The following is a 22006-nucleotide window of genomic DNA, read 5'->3' as shown; positions in this document are numbered from 1 at the left end:
TCAAATATAATTTAAGGATTGGGTCTTATCGTTGATCAAAAGCTGGCTTATCAAATTCTAAGCCCAAAAAAAGGCCAGCGTATTGCTGACCTTTTTTGCACTACTCTTACTGTAAGCGACTAAAATTAATGGTTATCAAACCATTTATTAGTTTACGCTTTGTGGCGAGTTAATAGTTAGCTCAACACGGCGGTTTTGCTGACGACCATAATCAGTGTTGTTATCAGCTACTGGGCGTGATTCGCCATAAGCAACAACGTTGACACGGTTAGAAGCAACACCACGAGCAGTCAGATAGTTAGCCACTGAGTAAGCACGATCACGTGATAGACCCATGTTATATGACGTTGAACCTTTACTATCGGTATGACCAGCAATGTTAACTGATGTTTTGTTGTACTGGTTCATCGTTGAAGCAAGTTTATCAAGTGTTGGCTTGAACGATGAGCTCAATGTAGCATCATCAAATGAGAAGGTGATGCTGCCTGGCATAACTAAGTCGATGTTACCAGTCGTTGGGTTTTGCTCAACCGTTACACCTGTACCAGCCATCTGTTGCTCAAGCTGCTTAGCTTGACGCTCCATGTAATAACCAACACCAGCGCCCAATGCGGCACCAATAGCTGCATCACGGCCAGTTTTGTCGCCACCAGTTGCTTTAGAGATGGTTGCACCACCTAAAGCACCTGCCAATGTACCGATAGCAGTTTTGTTCAAGCGCTGTTGTCCAGTGTTTGGATCAGTAGCACAACCACTAAGTGCTAAACCAGATGCGACTGCGGCAATCATTAATGTGTTACGCATAATATTTCCTCTTAAGTATTAAATTAAAATTGTGCTTTGTTAAGCTGTACTTTTTATAAAGATTATTTATGAATCTTTTTTAGGTGCTTATCTTTTTTAGGTGCTTATCTTGCGTTCGTTATTATTATGGCAATTACCATCTATTTATGTGTAATATTTTGTCACATCTATGTATGAGAAGTGCAGGAGGGTTTGTACCCTCCTCCTTTGTGTTATCTATCTCTACTAGGCCAGACATGGCAAGTCACGTTTACAGTCGTACACTATGAATAATTTCTGTTAGAATCGTGCAATAAAGTTGACCATGAAGCAGCGCTAATAACACCACTAAACATATAGCGCGATTTCAACCCTATAAAACCGCAAAAAATTTTGGAAATAACGACTTCAGAAATGGAGTATTTATATATCAACAATATCGATAGACAGGGATTAAACATGCGCCTGACCTCTACTATTCAAAAAATACATCAACGCGCCCCAAAATTGGGCAAGGCGGTTTCACTGACTACAGCAGCTGGTGTCATCGCGGCCAATAGCTTTGGTTATAGTATTCCGCTATGGCTAATGGGCGCGACAAAGATGATTACTGGAGCACCCATTGCGGATAAAACCGTGATAAAAATTGCTGCCCACTGGATTAGTAGTAACAACGCTTTGATCGATAATATGTTGCCACGTAAAGATTGGCGTATCAACTTACCCGATGACGTCCATATGGCCGGTAAATACCTGCTGGTTAGCAATCATCAGTCATGGGTCGATACCAGTATCGTGCAATACATTGGTGAACAGCGCCTGCCCCTCACCCGATTTTTTACCAAGTTTGAGCTGATTTATATCCCAATCGTTGGTCAAGCCTTTTATTTTTTAGACTTCCCAATGATGCGCCGCCATCCTAAAGAAAAGGTTGCCAAAAACCCTGCATTAAAGGGCAAAGACATTGAAGAAGCCAAGCGTGCCTGCGCGTTATTAAAAGATAAACCGTTTACCTTATTAAACTACTTAGAAGGCACTCGCTTCACACAAGAGAAACATGCCAAACAAGGCTCACCTTATACGCATTTACTGAAACCGCGTGCGGGTGGCTTGGCGCTGGCTATCAATGCACTAGGGGATGACATCGATGGTATTTTGGATATGACCATTGTTTATCCGGATGGCGTGCCAACCTATGGTGATCTATGGAAAGGCAATATCAGACGCTTGGGCGTTGACGTTCGGTATATTAAAATACCTGACGAATTGTTTGCTGGTATCAAAAATGGTGGCTATGAAGAGGATGAGGCAATAAAGGCTAAAATGTTCGATTGGGTTGAACAGATATGGTGTCAAAAAGATGACCTTATTACCACCATGCTTGCTGACTTTGCAGATAACCCGCAGAGCAAATAGACTGAACGATAAAATTATTTTTTTCAGTGAATCTGCAAATCACAATGTTACTATACTTTTTATGCTGCAATATAAACACTAAAAACTGGCTAGGGCGTGTCCTCGTTTTGAAAATGCTGATAAAAATGAGATAAATGGCAGCTAAACAAGGAAAGTAGTACAGATAATATCGAGATATGAGCAAGCTACTTGACGCAGTTTGGCAAATATTTAGCCATTTTTAACCCGTTTACAGTTTACTGTTCAGATTGAGGACACGCCCTAATATCAGGTTTTACTCAATTGATATAAAATACCAAATTATAATGGTTGATGGGTTGTTTTTTGATGGCATTCATTGATAATGTGAATAGTCATTAAAACGCTCGCTTACTCAGTTGTAATATCATCACTGACCCTGTCTACTGATGACATTATTTCTTATGCCATTTCTTACTAAAAGGTATGACTGTGCCCGCCTCTCCTACTAAAAGCTCACCAATAGCCGCAGCAATGCCAAATGAGTCATCGAACTTAGCAAGCAGTCAATCTCCGAGCATGCAACCTTCAAGCACGCAGTCAACACAGTCAAATCGTCCCAAACCAAGTCGCTTTAAGCTGACTTATGACATTTTGATGATTGTTGCTATTAGTATTGATCTCTTATTGATTAGCATAGATGCCATCTTGATGAGTAACTTTAGTAGTAATGTTGCAGGGTGGCTGACACTGAGTGATGCGCTTAACTGGTATCAAGGCACTTTGCATGATCCGTTGCGTACGGCGGGTGGGTTTTTCACCATATTCTTAGTCGTCGAGCTATTATTACGCTGGGCAATTGCCATTAAAGAAAAGGTTTATTATCGCTGGTTCTTTTTTCCGTTTGTCCACTGGTATGAGGTATTGGGCTGTTTTCCGCAGCTACGCGCGCTACGGTTATTTCGAGTAGTAGTCATCGGCCGCCGACTATATCAGCTTGGCTATCAAGTACTACCGCAGTCGTGGATTGACCGCATCAAATTCTATATTGATCTGCTATTAGAAGAGTTGTCAGATCGTGTCATTTTGACTGCAATCGATAATTTTCGTGTGCAGCTTACCGACACCAAAACGCACAAATCATTGATCGAATCAACGATTGCTCGCAACCGTCATGAGATTGAAACAGCATTATTGTCGCTACTACGCACAGAGCTGGCGCCAAAGCTGCAAGCGCTGACGGCCTCACCAGGGGGCAATAACATGATAGCTGGTGCGATGGGCGAAGCGATCAAAGAAGGTTTGGCCAATACGCCAGAGTTACGTCGCTACTTGCGCATGATACCCATCGCTGGTGGCTTGATTGAGTCGCAATTGCAGCATGTGGGACACAATATTGGTGAAAATGTGGTCATTGCTTTAAACGAGCGTCTCCTCGATGCTGAACGTCTTGATGCATTGATGGTCGCTATTGCCAGCGGTGTGGCAGAAATCGATACCAACAACACCGCGCTGGATACTTTGATTTCTAGCATTATTGAGGACAGTTTGACAGCATTTGAAGCACAAATAAAAGTGCAGCAATGGAAGCACCAAGACATGCTTAACTTATAACATTTTTGCTAAAAATGGCTACTAAATAACCAGCACCTAAGTAAATAACCACTAAATAATAATAAATATAGTACGCATGCAGCCATACGATATTTTTTGAGGATCAATCTTATGACGATTTTAGATAACGACAACAGCAGCCCAACCCCGAGTGCTACGCCTGCTCTCGCCTTTTACGGCAAGATGCTCACCTTTTCGCGCTTACAGTTCAGTACGGATGACTTGAGCGCTATCGAGGCTCAGCTTGCTGAAACGCTTAGCAACAAATCCAGCAATATCCCTATCCTCATTGATAGCGAGGTCGAACAAGATCTGTCTGCATTGGTAGAGCTGTTATGGTCATGGGGACTGCAACCTATCGGTGTCGTGACAGGTGTGTTGGATGCACAAGCACGTGAGCAGCGATTGGCGATATTTCCTGCCGACGGCAAACGTATCGAGCGTATTCTACCCAGTAAAAAAGCCACTGCTCAAGTCAATAAAGCGTCAGAAGCCAAAAGTACAGAGTCGACCAGCACGAATGACGTAGCGTCTGAACCTGCACTTAAGACAACGGCCGAGACGACCATCGCCAATATTCCAGCAGAAACCTTGGTAAGCGCTGAACATATCACCAGCCTCATCTATGACCAAATGCTACGTTCAGGACAGAGCCTTAACCACGTCGGTGGGGATTTGATTTTGACCAACAGTGTCAACAGTGGTGCTGAAGCGATTACTGACAACAGCTTGCATGTCTACGGCCGCGCCCAAGGTCGTTTGGTCGCAGGAGCAACAGGCGACAAAGATGCTCGTATTTTTTGTCAGGTCTTTAACCCGTCATTGGTGTCAGTCGCAGGCACTTACTGCCTACGAGACAATTTACCGGAACACGTGATCGACAAACCAGTACAAGTACGCTTTATAGAAGGTCAAGGTTTGGTATTTACCGTGATGGATGATGCTTAGTTAGACGGCTGATTTGTCGAATTTTATATATAAATCTTAAAGGCATTTGCTGTAGTACTGAGAAAGTAATGGCTAAATATCTTACTTAATATTTCAGTAAGTTTGGTTAACAAAACTGTCTCAAGACAAATAATTTACTCTGCCACTATGTAACCTATCTATCAGTGCTAATACCTATAGGCAGGAGCACTTAACGCAGATAATCGTTGTTTTTCGCTTTAGTGCAGACTTGCTATAAATTTTTGTTTATTTATGCTAGGCTTACGCTCGCAGCGCATATATTACATGTGAATAATAAGCATAAGAGAATGCGCTATTTTATTTAATAGATATCCCATTGATTCATAGGAGTGTGCCATTGTGGCGAAGATTGTTGTAATCACTTCAGGTAAAGGCGGTGTGGGCAAAACCACCACTAGTGCCTCTTTTGCCGCCGGTTTGGCGTTGCGTGGCTATAAGACAGTTGTTATCGATTTTGATGTGGGTCTACGTAATCTAGACTTGATCATGGGCTGTGAAAATCGAATTGTTTATGACTTTGTAGACGTCATCAGCGGTAACGCGCGCTTGTCACAAGCACTGGTCAAAGACAAACAGCTTGAGAACTTATATATCCTCCCTGCCAGTCAGACGCGTGACAAAGATGCGCTGACAGACGAAGGGGTGTCCGAAGTAATGGCTGAACTGTCTAAGCAGTTTGACTACATCATTTGCGATTCTCCTGCTGGTATCGAGCGCGGTGCCCAGTTAGCGATGTATCATGCTGATGAAGCGATCATCGTGACCAACCCTGAGATCTCTTCAGTACGTGACTCGGATCGTATTATCGGTATCTTACAAAGCCGTACCAAAAAGATCGAAGAGAACCAAGGTTCTATCCGTGAACATTTGGTTATCACTCGCTACAATGCCGAACGTGCGGCAGCGAATGAGATGATGGATATCGATACCATCTCTAATGATATCCTAAAAGTACCATTACTTGGTGTTATCCCTGAAAGCCATTCAGTGCTTGAGGCATCTAACCACGGTGAACCGGTTATTCACTATACCGACTCCATCGCTGGTCAATGTTATGATGACATTGTCGCCCGTTTCTTAGGCGAAGAGCGGCCGTTGCGTCATATTGACGTGAAGAAAAAGAGTTTATTACAGCGCTGGTTTGGGGGTTAATGATGAGTAAGAAAAAAGGATTTTGGAGCAATTTATTTGGTACTGATGACAGCAGCAATGTCGGCAGTGCTAATTTAGCCACTGAGCGTCTCAAGGTTATCGTTGCGAGTGAAAATCGCTTAAACAACCGCTTAACAGCGGATCGTATCGAAAAAATGAAACGTGAAATACTAGAAGTGGTGAATAAGTACGTCAATGGCGTGCAAATTGACGATGTAAATATCAATCATCGTTCTGAAGACAGCTTAGATGTGCTAGAGATGAATATCAACTTGCCTGAGCATAAAAAATAAGCTGTTCAAAGCATATGGAACAATCGCTCTAGTTAAGCCCTAATCTAAAAAAGCCCTCAGTAAAATACTGAGGGCTTTTTTGTGGACGTATACTTTATGGATTCGTCGTTACTTTATACGTGCGATCAAATTGTCTTTTTTGACAAACTGATGATACAAAGCTGCACCGATATGCAATACAGTAAAGGCAATAATCATGGGCCAGATAATATCAGCGTGTAAATCATTATAATAACGCGCTAAACCTCTATCTGGGGTGACAAAGACAGGAATCTGAAATAAACCAAATATATCTACCCGTCGACCCCCATAGACTGACATCAGTAGGCCAGCTAATGGCATCGCGATTAGTAAAGCATATAGCGCAAAGTGCGACAACTTTGACATCAACAGCTGCCACTTAGGCATCGGTAACGCTGGTGGTGCTTTGGTAAAGACGCGATTAATAACCCGCGCTATCATCCAACACAACAAGCTTATACCAAAGGCCTTGTGTAGCCCAATATAGAGATTGTCATTAAGATTTTGGTATAACAGCATCATGAGCCACGTTACCAGCAATAAAACCGCACTGATCCAGTGAAATAAGCGGCTAGCGATTGACCACTTTGAAACATTCGCATCGATATTATTCATAGGCTGCTCTATTCACTCTAACCAACATTTATAGATAAAGACAATAACAGGCGGCACAGTCATTGTGGCTAGGTTAGTCTTGACGATGTTACTGGTCACTATCATTAGTCGTGATCATTAGTCATGATTAAGACTAATGAATTGCTATTCACTATAGGCCACACTTACTAAAAAAGCTAGCTGTCTAAATCAACCAATTGATGCGCAATTTTATCCAAATCAGGCACCAAGTAGAGAATGTTATCGATAATTACGGTTTGAAACAAGTAGGACTCTACAACGTTTTCTTGAAAGCGTTCTTTGGCGTAGTCGATTTCGCTATCTGTCAGATTTTTGCCAGTCGCTTGAACCGTTTCACTGTCGCTGTTTTTCGTTTTTTGGGCGACGCTATAATCGATATTCGCATTGCTCGTATACTGTTCAGGAAGCTCAATATCCTTAACGTCAGAGATACGTACTTGTAGCTGGTGCAGTTCACCGACAGTCTGTAATGCTATGCGATGGGCAGCCGTATTACCCTCTAATACGATGATCTTTTCTGGCGTTTGCCCACTGGATAGCAAATGGAATACAGCGACTTCTTGTTGTTGCCACAGATAAGTCCAAATATGCTCATCAAAGTCATCCACACTCAAAATCAGGCTGCTCGGAATAATCCAATCAGGCTGATTAAATGCTGGAACGATAGTAACGTCGAGCATACCATTGTTCGTGGTTAGCAAGCTTACTGCCTCAAACGAATGTTTTAAAATTTGTTTCATACGTCGCTCACAATAGATTAATGCGAAGAGGCAACAGCCGCCCTTTCACCAATATAGTCGGTAAGTTTTTGTGCTAAAGCCACAGGGCTACCAATAAAACCACAATATCCAGAATCAACAATCGCTTGTGGCTGACTAGGACAAGTACTGACACTTGGATCTTGCGCCCACAACTGACTGTCATTGTCTTGTATTAAATCCAGATGCTGAGCCCCATCGTTACCCATACCTGAAAAAATAATATTGATCAGCTCACTACCATAAACATCGCTGGTGTTTTTTAGGATCTGACCAATAGCGGGCTTGTAATCACCTTCCCATGCCTTAGCAAGTAATATAATCCGTCCGGTCGAATCGCAAACAATTTGCTTATCAATAGGCGCAATCAAACATTGACCCGCCTGTAAACGTTGCGACGAGGTAATGACCTGACAGCGCCAATCGTTATGACGATTCAGTATTCGTGGTAGCGTCCCAATCATCGTCTGGTTGAAATGATGCGCCAATAAAATACAAATGGGTAGCGTGGGTGACAAGTTATCTAAGAACTCTTTTACAGCGCTAGGACCGCCCATAGACGCACCCAAAAACACAACATACTGCCAGTCATTGGTATCGCTCTGATAAGCATTGGTATCTACCAATGCTGGTAGGAGTAGCATCTGTGCAAGCTTACGTTTTAGTTTGCGTTGCCATTTAGCATACTGCTTTGCCTCATTTAAATAAGGCGCTTGACTAAAACCTACCAAAACCCCGATTGATTGAGACATAGCAGTAGCCGTGGCTACACTGTCATCATAATCACTGTCTATCAACCAAATATCAATGGGTGTTTCATAACGTTCAAACTTATCATGCAACTGCGCCCGTGATACACAATCAATGAGGGTAAAGCCACAGCCACGTACGGTATCCGAAAAGGCCATACGCTGGTGATGATCTTCTGCGACTACCAGCACCTTGATATCACTTTTATTTTTGAGCGCTAATGGAACAGGTGCATTATCCTTCATAAGTTAAGCTGACCTCTTCACCCAATAGCATTTGGATTTTATTCAGTAGCTCGTTTTCTTGGAATGGTTTACCCATATAATCATTCACCCCAATTTCTAGGGCACGCTCACGATGCTTTTCACCAGTACGTGAGGTAATCATAATAATCGGAATATGCTGCAAGCGTTTATTGTGGCGTATTTGAATGGCCACTTCGAAGCCGTCCATACGTGGCATCTCAATATCCAATAAGATAAGATCCGGTATCGTCTCTTGTAGTATCTCAATCGCATCGACACCATCTTTGGCAACGGCAACTTTATACCCTTGACGCTCTAAGAAGCGCGACGTTACTTTACGTACCGTGACCGAGTCATCGACGACCATAACCGTCGGCTGAGATTCTAAACGTCTATGCTTAGAGCCAACAGATGGCATGACTTCTTTAAGCGCTGGTGCATTACGCATCAAGGCAATTAAATCTAAGATAAGCATGACCGAGCCATCACCCATGATGGTAGCGGCTGAAATACCCGATAGGTTTGAGAATTGTTGTCCTAATGGTTTTACTACGACTTCGATACGTGACCCAGCTATCTGATCGACCTGCAGGGCAATATTCTGTCCAGTACGGTTTTTGATGATAATCACCGGTAAGCTCGTATTGGTATTGACCACCAGCTCATTGAGTTTATTACCTGATAAAATCTCATTTAAATAACGCACACGGTAATCAGCGTCTTCAAAGTTTAGCGTGGCGTCATTTGACTGATAGTAATCATAAAGCTTTTCTGGATTGATACGTACCACACGCTCAATCTGAACCAGTGGTATGGCATAGTAGCGATCTGCTGCTCGCACTACTAGGGCATCCGATACGGCTACTGTAAGCGGTAGGCGCATGGTAAAACGCGACCCTTTGCCCAGCTCAGAGACTACAGACACTACGCCACCTAATTGACGAATCTCGCTGATGACGACATCCATGCCAACGCCGCGCCCTGAGATCTGCGTTAATTGCTTACTGGTACTTAAGCCCGCATTAAAAATATACTGCATGATATCAAGATCGGTCAGACTACTGTCTGCTGCATCGATAAGGCCTTGAGCAATGGCTTTGCTGCGAACCGCTTCGACATCGATGCCGCGCCCATCATCGGATAAGTTGATGACAATTTCACTGCCTTCGCGCAACACCTCTAAAGTGATGTTACCACTGCGCTCTTTACCAGCTTTCGAACGCGCTTTACTGTCTTCAATACCATGATCGACGGCGTTACGTAGCATATGCTCAAGCGGCGACGTAATACGCTCTAGAATGGTTCTATCCATTTCGTCATCAGCATTAATAATTGTCAGCTCAACCGACTTATTAAGCTCATTAGCCGTTTGGCGTACCGTACGCTCAAGGCGTGGTATTAAGCGCGTAAATGGCACCATACGCGAATTCATCAAGCCATCTTGTAGCTCAGTTTGCGTTCGCGACAGTTGTAATAATAAGCTCTCACTATCACGCGTTTTTTCTAAAAGAGTATGATTAATATCAACCAAATCTGATGCCGACTCTGTCAGAGATTTTGATAGCTGATTCAGAGAAGAGTATTGATCCATCTCTAGCGGGTCAAAACCTTCATGGCTTATCAACTCATCATCTATCTGCGATAAAATTTGGGCTTCAAGCTCAATCTCCATTCGGCGTAACTGATCTGCCAAACGCTGTACCGTGATGCCCATCTCTTCAAGGCTGTTGGTCAAGCTACTCATGCCCATGTCAATACGCGCACGGTTAATCGCCGACTCGCCGGACAAGTTAATCATATGCTCAATCAAACCACCTGAGATACGGATCATCTCATTGCTACTAGCGCTCTGCTCTTGCTCCGTAAACTTACCGATCATCGACGGCATTTTACTGATGTCTTTTACCATACCTGCTGAGTTTCGATTTTCTTTGGCAGTCAAAATCGCTTTGCGCTGCGCTTGCAGAGATTCGTTAGGTATTTGTTTTAAGCTATCAGGGTTTTTACTAAATTCTTGTAGCGACTCTATTAATAAAGCAGGCGTTGGCGGGTTGACTTGTTGCTTGAGAATAAATAGTGCATCTGCCATCCAGTCATGACAGGCCACGAGTAGCTCTAGGACTTTTTTTGTAGCAGGACGACGATGATGGGCAAGATCTTCATAGACCGACTCCATGTCGTGTGCCAAGTCCGCTATTCCATTAGCCGTGACCATTCTTGCGCCACCTTTGAGGGTATGCAAGTCACGCTGTAGCGCTTGTAAGGCAACCGTATCGCTTACGTTATCTAAAAATAACTGTAGATATTGATTATTATTGGTCAGCGCTTCTGCTTCTTCTAAGAATACTTCTAATATGTCAGGATCCGGTAAGCCATTGGCCCATGACTGTTTAATCATTCTATCAAGCGTTAGGATTTCTGTGTTTTCGACATTGCTGAGTATAGATTCATCTTCAACAGCTTGCGGCTCAGCGACAGTATGATGTTTTGGCACGGGTACAATCAAATTAACCGTATCTGGCAATACTTGTGCTTTCTCAAAACGTTGTAACTGCTCAATAAGTTCGGGAGCAAAAAATGATTGCTGGTGATTTACCATGTGCATGACTTGCAACGACAAGGTATCTTGCACGATTTGCATAATCTCAAGCCACTGTGTGGTTGGCGCGCGTCTGTGCTCTACAAAAGCTTCATAGATACTCTCTGCTTCATGGGTCAAGTCTCCAATGCTGCGGATACCTGCCATGCGTGCACCACCTTTGATGGTATGCAGATGACGTTGTAATACCTTTAGCGTATTGATGTTAGTAATATCCGCACGCCACTTATTAAAGCTTTCGGCAAGGGCATCATCAAGCTCTTGCGCTTCTTCTAAAAAGATCTCTAACAGTTCAATGTCAGTATCGATAGACTCTAGCTGAAACTCAGCGGCAGAGACGCTTTGCACGGTAGGCAAACCATCATTATCTTCATCAATAATGTCATCTTCAGTGTCAGCGCCATTAGCAATACGCTGTAAATCCTCAAGAATGTGCCCATCGACTTTTAATGACGTGCTACCGGCCAATGCATCGAACAACCCTACTAACTGCGCATGCCCAGCCAACAACGTGGTTTGAATGTCTGTATCAGCTGCTGTTTCAGGACTGTCTTGCAGATGATTATAAGCCCCAGCTAAGGCACTGAGAATTGCAGTGAATTTTGGAATATCTACCGCTTTGCTAGCCAGATAATTTATTTGTGCCAGTTGTTGTTCAATATATTTCTGGACATGCTCACTTTCAGAGTGGCTCAGCGCCTCATTTAATTGCCATTCAGCATCGAGTAGTTCATCAATATTTTCGTCGAAAAGCTGCTCTATAGTGAGTTTATTGTCTGCTATCTCACTATAATCGCCGACAGCATAATGCTCACCCAGCATCGCTTGCAATGACGCAATATCTTGTTGGCTCTGCGCTTCTTCTACCGATATATCTTGCTGTTCGACGTTTGGTTTGTAATTATTAAGATAGCCATTACTCAGTGTCACAGACTGTGCTAACGCCTCTAAGTGTTGAGCACTCATAGGAATATCTTGCTGTTGCAACAGCTCTAGACTTTTCTCTATTGTTGCACTGATTTCGCTAATCGCTGCCAACGCGCTAGAACCTGAAGCGGCTCTTAGGGTATGGAATGCCCGAACAATGTGATCGCTAACTTCAACATAGGGCTGACCTCGATGCTCATTAACAAAGGTATCAACCTCTTGTAATAAGGTCTCTGCTTCGTCGATGAAAATCTCAAAAAATGCTTTTTCTTCTGCATTCTGATGCGTCAAAATGACTGGCGCTTCTGCCATCATTTCATTAGCCGAATGAATGGTCTGCAGCATATTATCAATGTCTTCATCACTGCTATCATCAATACTTTCGACCGTATCATCATACTTTAACGCTGAAGGTTGCTCAGTAGAGGTAAGCGCTTGCTCATATAACTTAGCATAGCTGAACTCGTTACCATGCTGCTTACTAAAAGCGTTCGCACAGGCGATCCATAGTGGCACTAGCGCTGGATAATCTTGGCTGCCACTTTCAAACGTGGTGAGCATGGCAGGATATGCTGCTAACACATCGGTAATAAGCTGTCTTATATCAGCTGAAGCGACAACACTCTTATCTAAAATGCGATTGAGCATGTTTTCTATTGACCATGCCAGCTCACCAGTATAGTTGGCACCAACCATACGACCAGAACCTTTTAGCGTATGGAATCCGCGGCGAATGTCTGCCAAATCGCTCAAATCAGTGGGAGACAGCTGCCAATGCCCATATAAAGGCACGATGTCGTCCAATACTTCATTTGCCTCTTCTATAAATATCTCTTTGATATCAGGATCGGCATCATTCGCATCTGTCGGTAACTGCTGCGTCTCTTGCATGAAAGAAAGGAGTACGGTGGGTAACATCAGACCAGAAAGAGAGTCTATGACGTTTCTATCTCCGCCTACTTCCTGTTCATTTTCAGACTCATCAATCGTGTCTGCCAGATCGTTATATTCAGCAGTTGCCATTGGCTCATCTGAGTCCAAAGCCTCGTCTAATTCAGTGTCCGATGAGGCAGATACGGCAATGTTTAAACCCGTGTTAACTGGCTGTCCCGTTAGTACATTATGACTTTGTAAGATGGTTACCGCAGGATCAAAGCTTGGCGATTGTTGCGCCGTAAAATCTGTAACTAAAACTGAAAGTCGCTTGGTCGTCTCTGTTACTAGCGCAACGACCTCATCAGTGACAGGCAATGTCTTGTCTAAAAGTCGATTGAGCAGATTTTCGATTGACCACGCCATCTCACTGATACTAAAGGCACCAACCATGCGCCCCGACCCTTTTAACGTATGAAAACCTCTACGTACTTCCGTTAAAGGTGTTAGATCTTGTGAATCCTGCTGCCAAATTGGTAAAAAATCTTCTAAGTCCTCAACGACTTCTGTCACCTCTTCAATGAAAATATCACGAATATCTTCATCTATATCAAAACTATCTGGCTTCACTTGTTCACGCGCACGTAGCAAAGCCTCACTGTCATTAACAGTGCTAAAATCATCACCGACGCTATTATTTATGATGAGGTTATCCGACTCATCTTCTACCACCGTTTCATGGCTCAAAATTGCCGCATCAAAGTCTTGATCTTTAAGAATTTGGTCATCGATAGCGTGCTCAGTAACTGGCGCAATCTCACCGTTATCATCGTAGCGCAGTACATCGGTCGCCGCGACTTTTTGGCTAAGTAAGCTTTGGTCAACACTTTCAGGTGCTTGAATATACTCACTGAGCAATGTGGCAGCATTATCAATATGCTGATTTGCCAACGCTAATAGTGGTTGGTCAAAAACTTGCTGAGCCAGATAATCAAGCAACAGCTCTATTGAAGTCAGAGCTTCAGCCAATGCTTGGGTAATCTTCCAACTGAGCACGTCAATTTCATGAGTGGTGAGTTGTACAAATAGGCTGGCTATAGCATCAGTCGCTTCACGGATTGAAGGCAATCCCATTTCATCAAAAGCACGACCAATATTAGTAAAATCAGCAGCCTCAGGTAAGAGAGCAATATCCTGACGCTGTATATATGCGTTAAAGCTTTGTTTTATGTCTTCAACAGCAATGCGCAATTCACGTAAGTCTTTACTAGTAGAGTTGATATCCGTACTAGAATCTGACTGTGCGTCGACACTCGCTGCTACATCAGACGCCGGCGTAAAATCAGCGGCATCACCGATCTTTGTAGATATTGCCTGCTCTGTATTATAAATAGCACTATATAACTCTTGAAGCTGGCGTTCAATCTGCCACTGTTCTTGCGCAAACCCAGTCTCTGAGGAAAGGGCACGCTCTATATCAGCAATGATGGATGCAGCTTTTGAGGCATAAAAAGTCCACCCTCGAGCTTCGAGCTGACTATTTATGCGTTGCAATGGGTTCAATAAAGTCTGCGGTTGATCGAGACTGAAAATGAGGGTCTCAAGCTCGCTCAATATACGAGGTAAAAAACGTGCATCCATTATTGCACTTTGCGGTAGATTACTGAGGATAGACTGAGTATGCTCGCTGCTTTGCGCAAGACCACTCAGCTCAATATAGAGGTTGGCTAGCAATTCTTTAATAACGCTCGACGCCAACTCAGCTTGATGTCCACAAGACTCTAGCACTTGCTCAAGCTTTGCCAATAGCGGAGCATAGTGCTTAGGCAGCGGTGTTTTATTATGAGCAAGATCGCGCAACCACAGCTCGGTTAAATACCATAGACGCTGCAAATCATCGTCTTGCGTGGTTTGCCATAAATACTCACTTACTTTTTCTAAGATCGTCAGTACTGAGGGCTGATTGCTATTGGCAACCAGTAGCGCCTGTACTTGCTGACGCCAAACCAATAGTAATTTTTGATACTGCTGAGTGTCTAGATGAGCATCTACCGCGTGGCTTGGCACGACTAGTTCAATATCATCGATAACTTTTTTAGAATTAATACCGCCATCGACAAGGTCTTTGTAATGAGCATTGCTGGCTATAGTGGATTGCGGTGACAAATGGTCGGTCGCTATACCCAGTCGTGATAGCGACTGAGTAAGATCATCAGCCGCTCTACTGATTAGAGCGGTATGATGACTGCTTGTACGCATATATTGCGTCAGCTCACGTTGTAGCAGCCTATGAGAAAACTGACCGATGCGGCGATCATCAGGGGTAAAACCATCTTTGCTACCCGCCCCTGCCAACAGACTCAGCTTAGTCGCTAAATTTGACAGCAAAGGCAGATTAATCATAGTTAAAGCACCACCAACTTGATGATAGTGCTGCACCATTTGCTCGTAATTATTACTGTCAGCGTCTAATTGCCAGCCATCAGATACTTGTGATAATTGCTGATTAAAAAGTGGTAATAACCACTCGAGCGTCACCATGTCATTGGGCTGGTTTTTCATAGATTTATCCTAACTCGTCTAGGCGCTAATTTAGGCACTGATCTTTTGCCACGCATTAATTTTTGGGTGCGCAATACGGCGCATATTTGAAGGACGCCAAAACAACGCCTCACCTGGAGCCAATACTATATAACCACCTAGCGCACACTGCTCTGACAGCTTGTTAAGAATATCTCGTTGATCAAATTTACGAAAATATAGCAGCATATTTTGGCAGATGATGACCTGCTGTAGATCGGACGTGGGTGGTTCTTGACCGATAATATTGTGTAAAGCAAAGCTAACATACTGCTGTAAAGTTGGCACGATTTGCCAATGTTCTTGAGTGTCGTTAATAGTATTTTCTACTATAGATGAATCAAAAACAGTCGATTGATCGGGTACAGTTTCAGAATGTAATGGGTAAATAAACTGCTGACAGCTTGACGGAATCAATGTTTTTTGACGTTTGTCATATTGTGCCATACGTGCTTTCGTAATTGCTTTTTGGCTGACATCTGTACCCAATACGGCGTAATTGACCAGCTGCTTCGATGCCAAACTCATGGCAAGCGACCAAGTCTCCTGTCCACTGGCACAGCCAACACTCCAAATGCGAAACGTCTCATCAATACTGTCATCTATTAGACTCAGTCGCTGGTGTCGCAAGGCGCACTCTGTAATGAATTCTATAGAAGGCAGATGACGAAAGAAGCGACTTTCATCAATCAGCACTTTGTCCAATAATTGCTGGCGCAGCGCATCATTGCTTGGCAGTTGACGCCATAATTGCAAAATCGATAGTCCATGCGCGGCAGCCGTACGGTCAATCGCATTTACCAACCACTGTCGTTGGATAGGAGGTAAAACAAAGCCAATTTCTTGCTCTATATAACGTTGCCATTGCTGTGTATCAAAGGCATTAACTTGCCCTAAGGCTGTCACCAAATCGGGATTGGCTTTATCGACTACATTAACGTCTTGTTGAGTATGCTTATCCACGTGACCTGCTATTATTACTGCTGCCCAGCATCACTACTAGAGCAGCACTTTGATTAACATCTCAAGATAACAAAACCCTAAGCTTGATGACTAATTATGATACTTACCTATTACACATTCGCTAATTATTAAGCGTTGGTCAATAGGTTTTCTTCAGCTTCTAATTGCTCATCATCGTTCGATACTTTGAAGCCAGTCACCGACTCTTGAAGGGCAGCAGCCATTTCACTTAGCTCACCAATAGAACGCGCTGTAGCCATCGTACCAGATGAGGTTTGTGAGGTAATGTCTTGAATGATATTCATCGTGTGAGAGATATGTCCAGCAGACTCAGCCTGTTGCTGGGCGGCATTTGAGATGTTTTGAATCAGATCTGCCAAGGTATTAGAAACGCTCTGTACCTCTTCTAGTGCTTCACCAGCATCTTTGGCCAAACGTGCACCGCGTACAACCTCAGAGGTCGTGGATTCCATTGACATCACAGCTTCGTTGGTATCCGCCTGAATGGTTTTTACCAGTGTTTCAATCTGTTTGGTAGCATTGGCTGAACGCTCAGCGAGACGTTGAACTTCATCAGCAACTACCGCGAAACCTCGACCAGCCTCCCCTGCCATTGACGCCTGAATGGCCGCGTTCAATGCCAATACGTTGGTCTGATCCGCAATATCATTAATCAATCCAACGATATCACCAATCTCTTGCGAAGATTCACCAAGGCGTTTGATACGCTTTGACGTCTCTTGAATCTGATCACGAATAACGTTCATGCCTTCAATGGAGCGCTGTACAACCTCTGCCCCATTATAAGAGATAGCAACCGAGCGCTGGGCAACCGTTGCAGACTCTGCCGCGTTGTTCGAAACTTGGTCAATTGAGACAGTCATCTCATTAATTGCTGCGGATACACCAGCGATTTCTTGCGCTTGGTTTTCCGAGGCTTCAGCAAGCTCAACCGCATTCATCTGCGTCTGCTCTGAGGACTGTGAAACGCGATCAGCGGTACTGTTAATAACCAGTACCAATTGACGTAATTGGTCAATGGCGAAGTTTACCGAATCAGCAATCGCCCCAGTGAAATCTTCTGATACAGTCGCATTGACCGTCAAATCACCGTCTGCCAAATCACCCAATTCATCAAGCAAACGCAAAATTGCAATCTGGTTACGCTCATTCTCTTCTTGAATTTGGCGAGCACGCTCGGATTCTGCTTCTGCTTCTTGACGACGGCGCAAGGTCTCTTTTTCGATGAGTAGACGCTCTGAGCCGCCACGCTGACTAAGTAACTTATATAAGGCAAATAGAATACCGGCAACACCTACTACAAATATAATCACTGGCAATACTACTGATTGATTAAAATCAGGCAGATATTGACTTACTGATGACAATGAATTGACTAGCCAAATTAGACAAACCACGGTCAATAAAGCAAAAAACCCCAATAATAATTTCCAAATATTATTGGCGTCTTTAACCGTGTGCGTTGTTTTGCTATTGCCAGTTACAGAGTTCTTTATAACATCACTCATCTTGCGTATCCCTTTCGAACAATCGTCAAAGTCTTATCGTGACTGACTCCGACAATCATATTGTTATCGAAACAATAGTGATTAGCAAAGCCTGTATGAATGCTGACATACAACTGTATTATGTCAGTCGGTGTTTCTTTTCATCGTGCTAGCAGGCGAGTATTTCCATGGCAGCAAATACCGTATGAAAGACCGTTATAGCGCTGCATCAGCATACTGCAAATCTTGCACTAACAAGCTTGGCATAAAAATATACCAATCTTGTTCATCTTTAAAAAACTTGCCATGATTATAAGGAGAGAATGGCGAGTTATATTCAAGCGCTTCTGGGCGATATTCATCACGAGTAAATTGCTCGATACCAAGTACTTGATCGACAAGTAATCCTGAAAACACATTATCATGATCGATCACAATAACCTTGCGTTGGCTCATTTGCGCCAACCGACTAGGAACTTGCAAAAACTCAGACAAATCCGTCAGTGGTAATAGGCGTCCGCGAATGTTGGCGATGCCAATCATCCAAGGCTTTACTAAGGGCAGACTGGTGAATTCTGGCATAGTGAGTATTTCTGAGACTTGACCCATTGGTGCCACCAAGCGCTGACCACCAATCTCAAATACCACACCCTGCCAGTCGGATTCTTGTCCACCGTGACGGCCACTTTTACGTGCGCGTGCCAAATCTGCGAAACGCAGAAGCTCAATAAACCCTTTGGAAGCCACAAGTTACCCCATTACTTTGCGAATAATATTAACCAGACCATTTTCGTCAACTGGCTTCGTTATGTATTCTTTAGCGCCTTGGCGCTTACCCCAAACACGATCCGTTTCTTGATTTTTGGTACTAATCATAATGATAGGAATATGCGATGTTGTTTTGCCACGAGTTATCTTGCGAGTAGCTTGAAAACCATTCATTTCAGGCATGACCACATCCATCAAGATGACATCTGGTAAATGATCAGTTGCCATTTGACAGCCTTGCTCACCATTGGTTGCTTCAAGCACCTGATAGTTGTTTTTTGCAAGCATGTCGCGAAATTTCGCCATCTCTGATGGCGAGTCGTCAATGACTAAAATAGTAGCCATGGAAATTTCCTTTATTTTCGATGATATCCGTTGGGATATACTATTGAGACAAATCTATTAAAAATAGTGCCTGACACTTTCGAGGGCAGCACTATTTCCACGATGATATATATAAAGTAGTAAATACTAAACAATACTGTTGTGATCGTCACTGAGCTATTTCTAACACGGCTATTTAATTAACCTGAAATCTTAATTCATGGAACAGTCACGACAGCTATATTTTTTTTGTATGACAGTCTTTTTAGCTACTCGCACTAGCCGTACCGCTGCACATATGAAACATACCAATATGACTGTCTAATTATCAGTTTTATAAAATGGTTGGTTATTAACGGTACTGATTGATTGCTTCAAAAAGCTCATCTTTGCTAAATGGTTTAGTCAAATACTCATCTGAACCGACAATACGTCCACGTGCCTTGTCAAATAAACCATCTTTAGATGACAGCATAATCACCGGCTTACTGGCATAATCAGGGTTGTTTTTGATCAATGCACAAGTCTGATAGCCATCCAAGCGTGGCATCATAATATCAACAAAAATGATATCGGGGTTGTTGTCAACAATCTTGGCTAAAGCATCAAAACCGTCAATAGCGGTTACTACTTCGCAGCCTGCTTTTTGTAATAAAGTCTCTGCCGTACGGCGAATGGTTTTTGAGTCATCGATAACCATGACCTTCAGACCCTCAAAATTATTTTCCATTATCATTATCCTATGAATGACTATTTATTCGTAGCGCTATCTGTCAGTGCAAAATTTTAACAGTTATTCCAATTTATAAAATGGCTTATTTTTGGATTGATATGAACGACTAAGTTTGCATTTTACGCTGTCATAATAGCTAACATGTTCTTTATCAGTATTGTCTATCAAGCATGACGTTACCTTCAGTTACTATACGCACTTTACCGTCAATTATCTTCGTAAATTAATTTCTAATCTGAGTTTAATTTACGAAGATAATTATCAGATTTCTATGACCATCACTAGGGCGTATCCCCATTTTGAAAATAATAATAAAAATGAGATAAATACTTAAACGGGAGGTCATATGGCTAAGAAGTCATGTGGCTAAAAAGCGTCTTACTGTATAAAACCGCCTATATGACCAATCATTTTTCTTATGTAAATTTCAAACCTGTCAAAATTAGCAGGCACAATCGTTATAAAGACAAACAATTTAACGGGCATAACACTCATCAAAGAAGCGTGGTAAGAATTTAACGTTGAGTAGAAGCAACAGCTATCTTACCGAATCATCTTCATTTGTGATAAATATGTATCACTGTATTTTAATATGTTCGTTTTAGCACAATTACTCGTTGTTTTCCAGTTATTTAGTGAATTTATGTTCAAATTAATCATCGGTTTAGCAAAAATACTCTGATTATGACTCTTCCTCTTCCAGTCATGCGTTTGAAATCAATAACTCTGTCTCGTTGCGTAAATATCGCACTATTATTTGCCCTTGCCCCGATTCACTATATAATAAGCCAATGTTTATGAGGGCAATTGGTATGAGAGTTTTTATAGGTCTAAAAAATAGTGCGTATTTATGCAGTGCTTTATTATTGCTTGCTGCCTGTCAGCCCTCGCCCCCTACTGATGAGCCTGTGACCGCAGAAAATAGTGAGACGGTAGAGACACCCATTATCATTGATGACGATAGCGTTACCATGACGCCTGACCATATTTTAAGTATAAAGCCATCACGCTATCAGCCCAGCATAGGACTCCAAGGCCGTATTGAACCAATCAAGAAGACCCAGTTCACCGCAGCAAAAGCGCTCACTGTCCAGCAGGTATTGGTAGAAGAAAATCAATGGGTAGAAAAAGGCACGCCACTGTTAATTGTCCAGCGTCAGGAAGCAGCTAGTAAACCCACAGAATCAGCGACTACCTCAACGGCTGAAAATACAGAATTTGCAACATCAGACCAATCTACACAAAATAGTAAAACAGAGAACAAGACTAATAACCCAAGCCAAACAACGAAGCCGACACCGACACCAACATCGATAAAGGCTAATGAAAATAACGCTGAAGCGCCTCAGTCTAGCGGTGATAAAACTAGCGTTGATAAAAATAATGTAATAGCCAGCAAAAATGCACCTGCTAGTACCAAACCATCCTACAAATTGATGACGGTGCGTGCCAGCTTTTCAGGACGTGTCGAAAAGCTGTATGCCGAAGCTGAACAAAAAATAGACGCACGCCAACCACTTTTGCAGCTTAGTGATGAAACTGAATTACATTTCATCGGCATTGTACCCATTCAAGCTGAGCCTCAGCTTTCTGTCGGACAGACGGTCAATTTTACCGCTGAAGGCATGTCGGATAAGTTTACTGGACAAGTTAGCAGGTTGACGGCAACAGTTCAGCCTAAACAGCTTTTGGTTCATGTAAATGTCGTCAATAATGAAATCAGTCGCGAGAAATTACAGCCTGATATGCAAGTGACGGGGCGTGTCAATTATGGTCAGATCGATGTCGGTACGATTGTCCCCGAGCGCGCGTTACATGATGTTGACTTAACAGAGTTGCAGCGCCCACCCTATAAACCGTTAAGACCCTTGAGCGCCAATGTATGGATTATTAAGCAAGACCAACGCCTAACTCGTCAGCCAGTTGAGGTCGTCGAATACGATCCTATTACCAAGCAGTACTTAATTGCAGGCATTAGCAATGACAGTTTAATTTGTCTTGCCGACTTAACCATTGAATCTAAAGGCAAAAAAGTAGTGGTTTCTTAGAGAGCAGTAGAGACAGTTACATTGTGTAGAAACATTAACAAAGCGTGTCTTGTTTAGTCACGTGTTAATTAGGCAATATAGTATTATT

The 22006-nt window shown here is 42.9% G+C and carries 15 protein-coding genes and 1 pseudogene; 6 read left to right on the top strand and 10 right to left on the bottom strand.

All coding sequences use genetic code 11. From position 1 onward, the window contains the following. Positions 1 to 147: 147 nt before the first annotated feature. Positions 148 to 804 (bottom strand): YiaD family glycine zipper/OmpA-like lipoprotein, encoded by a 657-nt coding sequence (locus AAEY72_RS03755; protein WP_189585567.1) that lies wholly within the window; start codon positions 802 to 804, stop codon positions 148 to 150. A gap of 438 nt (positions 805 to 1242) precedes the next feature. On the opposite strand from AAEY72_RS03755, the gene yihG reads away from it, so the two are divergent. From yihG to minE, 5 genes are all read left to right on the top strand, one after another. Then, on the top strand, positions 1243 to 2199 hold the full coding sequence (yihG, locus tag AAEY72_RS03750) for a 1-acylglycerol-3-phosphate O-acyltransferase, YihG family (RefSeq protein ID WP_352309493.1): 957 nt from the start codon (positions 1243 to 1245) through the stop codon (positions 2197 to 2199). A gap of 444 nt (positions 2200 to 2643) precedes the next feature. Continuing rightward, the gene (locus AAEY72_RS03745; protein ID WP_352309492.1) at positions 2644 to 3771 is read left to right on the top strand and encodes a hypothetical protein; all 1128 of its coding nucleotides are present in this window, start codon (positions 2644 to 2646) and stop codon (positions 3769 to 3771) included. A 111-nt stretch (positions 3772 to 3882) separates the two neighbouring features. Next, positions 3883 to 4719 carry a septum site-determining protein MinC gene (gene minC / locus AAEY72_RS03740; RefSeq protein WP_352309491.1) on the top strand — a complete coding sequence of 279 codons (837 nt, stop codon included), beginning with the start codon at positions 3883 to 3885 and terminating at the stop codon, positions 4717 to 4719. Positions 4720 to 5079: 360 nt separating this feature from the next. After that, entirely contained in the window at positions 5080 to 5892 is an 813-nt protein-coding gene (gene minD / locus AAEY72_RS03735) for a septum site-determining protein MinD (protein WP_010201589.1), read from the top strand. A 2-nt stretch (positions 5893 to 5894) separates the two neighbouring features. Then, positions 5895 to 6185: a cell division topological specificity factor MinE gene (minE, locus tag AAEY72_RS03730; protein WP_010201590.1), complete on the top strand. Its 291-nt coding sequence runs from the start codon at positions 5895 to 5897 to the stop codon at positions 6183 to 6185. Positions 6186 to 6293: 108 nt separating this feature from the next. On the opposite strand, the gene AAEY72_RS03725 is transcribed toward minE, so the two are convergent. From AAEY72_RS03725 to pilG, 9 genes and pseudogenes are all read right to left on the bottom strand, one after another. Continuing rightward, entirely contained in the window at positions 6294 to 6821 is a 528-nt protein-coding gene (locus AAEY72_RS03725) for a cytochrome b (protein WP_352309490.1), read from the bottom strand. Between the two features lie 176 nt (positions 6822 to 6997). After that, positions 6998 to 7582 (bottom strand): hypothetical protein, encoded by a 585-nt coding sequence (locus AAEY72_RS03720; protein ID WP_352309489.1) that lies wholly within the window; start codon positions 7580 to 7582, stop codon positions 6998 to 7000. Positions 7583 to 7599: 17 nt separating this feature from the next. Next, positions 7600 to 8595, bottom strand: a complete 996-nt coding sequence (locus tag AAEY72_RS03715; RefSeq protein WP_352309488.1) for a chemotaxis protein CheB — start codon at positions 8593 to 8595, stop codon at positions 7600 to 7602. Next, a complete protein-coding gene (locus AAEY72_RS03710) occupies positions 8585 to 15556 on the bottom strand; it encodes an Hpt domain-containing protein (protein ID WP_352309487.1) in 6972 nt (2323 codons plus the stop codon). Before AAEY72_RS03710 ends, AAEY72_RS03715 begins: the two co-directional genes overlap by 11 nt. Before the next feature lie 30 nt (positions 15557 to 15586). Beyond that, positions 15587 to 16537, bottom strand: coding sequence for a CheR family methyltransferase (locus AAEY72_RS03705; RefSeq protein ID WP_352309486.1), 951 nt, complete (start codon positions 16535 to 16537; stop codon positions 15587 to 15589). Positions 16538 to 16665: 128 nt separating this feature from the next. After that, positions 16666 to 17712: pseudogene (locus tag AAEY72_RS03700) on the bottom strand (methyl-accepting chemotaxis protein); the annotation flags it as partial. 549 nt (positions 17713 to 18261) lie between these two features. Further along, positions 18262 to 18792, bottom strand: a complete 531-nt coding sequence (locus AAEY72_RS03695) for a chemotaxis protein CheW (protein ID WP_010201621.1) — start codon at positions 18790 to 18792, stop codon at positions 18262 to 18264. A gap of 3 nt (positions 18793 to 18795) precedes the next feature. Continuing rightward, a complete protein-coding gene (locus tag AAEY72_RS03690; RefSeq protein WP_010201622.1) occupies positions 18796 to 19158 on the bottom strand; it encodes a response regulator in 363 nt (120 codons plus the stop codon). 331 nt (positions 19159 to 19489) lie between these two features. After that, the gene (pilG, locus tag AAEY72_RS03685) at positions 19490 to 19867 is read right to left on the bottom strand and encodes a twitching motility response regulator PilG (RefSeq protein WP_010201623.1); all 378 of its coding nucleotides are present in this window, start codon (positions 19865 to 19867) and stop codon (positions 19490 to 19492) included. A gap of 815 nt (positions 19868 to 20682) precedes the next feature. Between pilG and AAEY72_RS03680 the strand changes: the two genes are divergently transcribed. Further along, on the top strand, positions 20683 to 21918 hold the full coding sequence (locus tag AAEY72_RS03680; protein WP_352309485.1) for an efflux RND transporter periplasmic adaptor subunit: 1236 nt from the start codon (positions 20683 to 20685) through the stop codon (positions 21916 to 21918). Positions 21919 to 22006 lie beyond the last annotated feature (88 nt).

It is taken from the genome of Psychrobacter sp. W2-37-MNA-CIBAN-0211, assembly GCF_040309405.1.
Classification (GTDB): Bacteria; Pseudomonadota; Gammaproteobacteria; order Pseudomonadales; family Moraxellaceae; genus Psychrobacter; species Psychrobacter glaciei.
The sequence above is the reverse complement of the archived record's forward strand: the minus strand, read 5'-3'. Positions and strand labels throughout refer to the sequence as shown.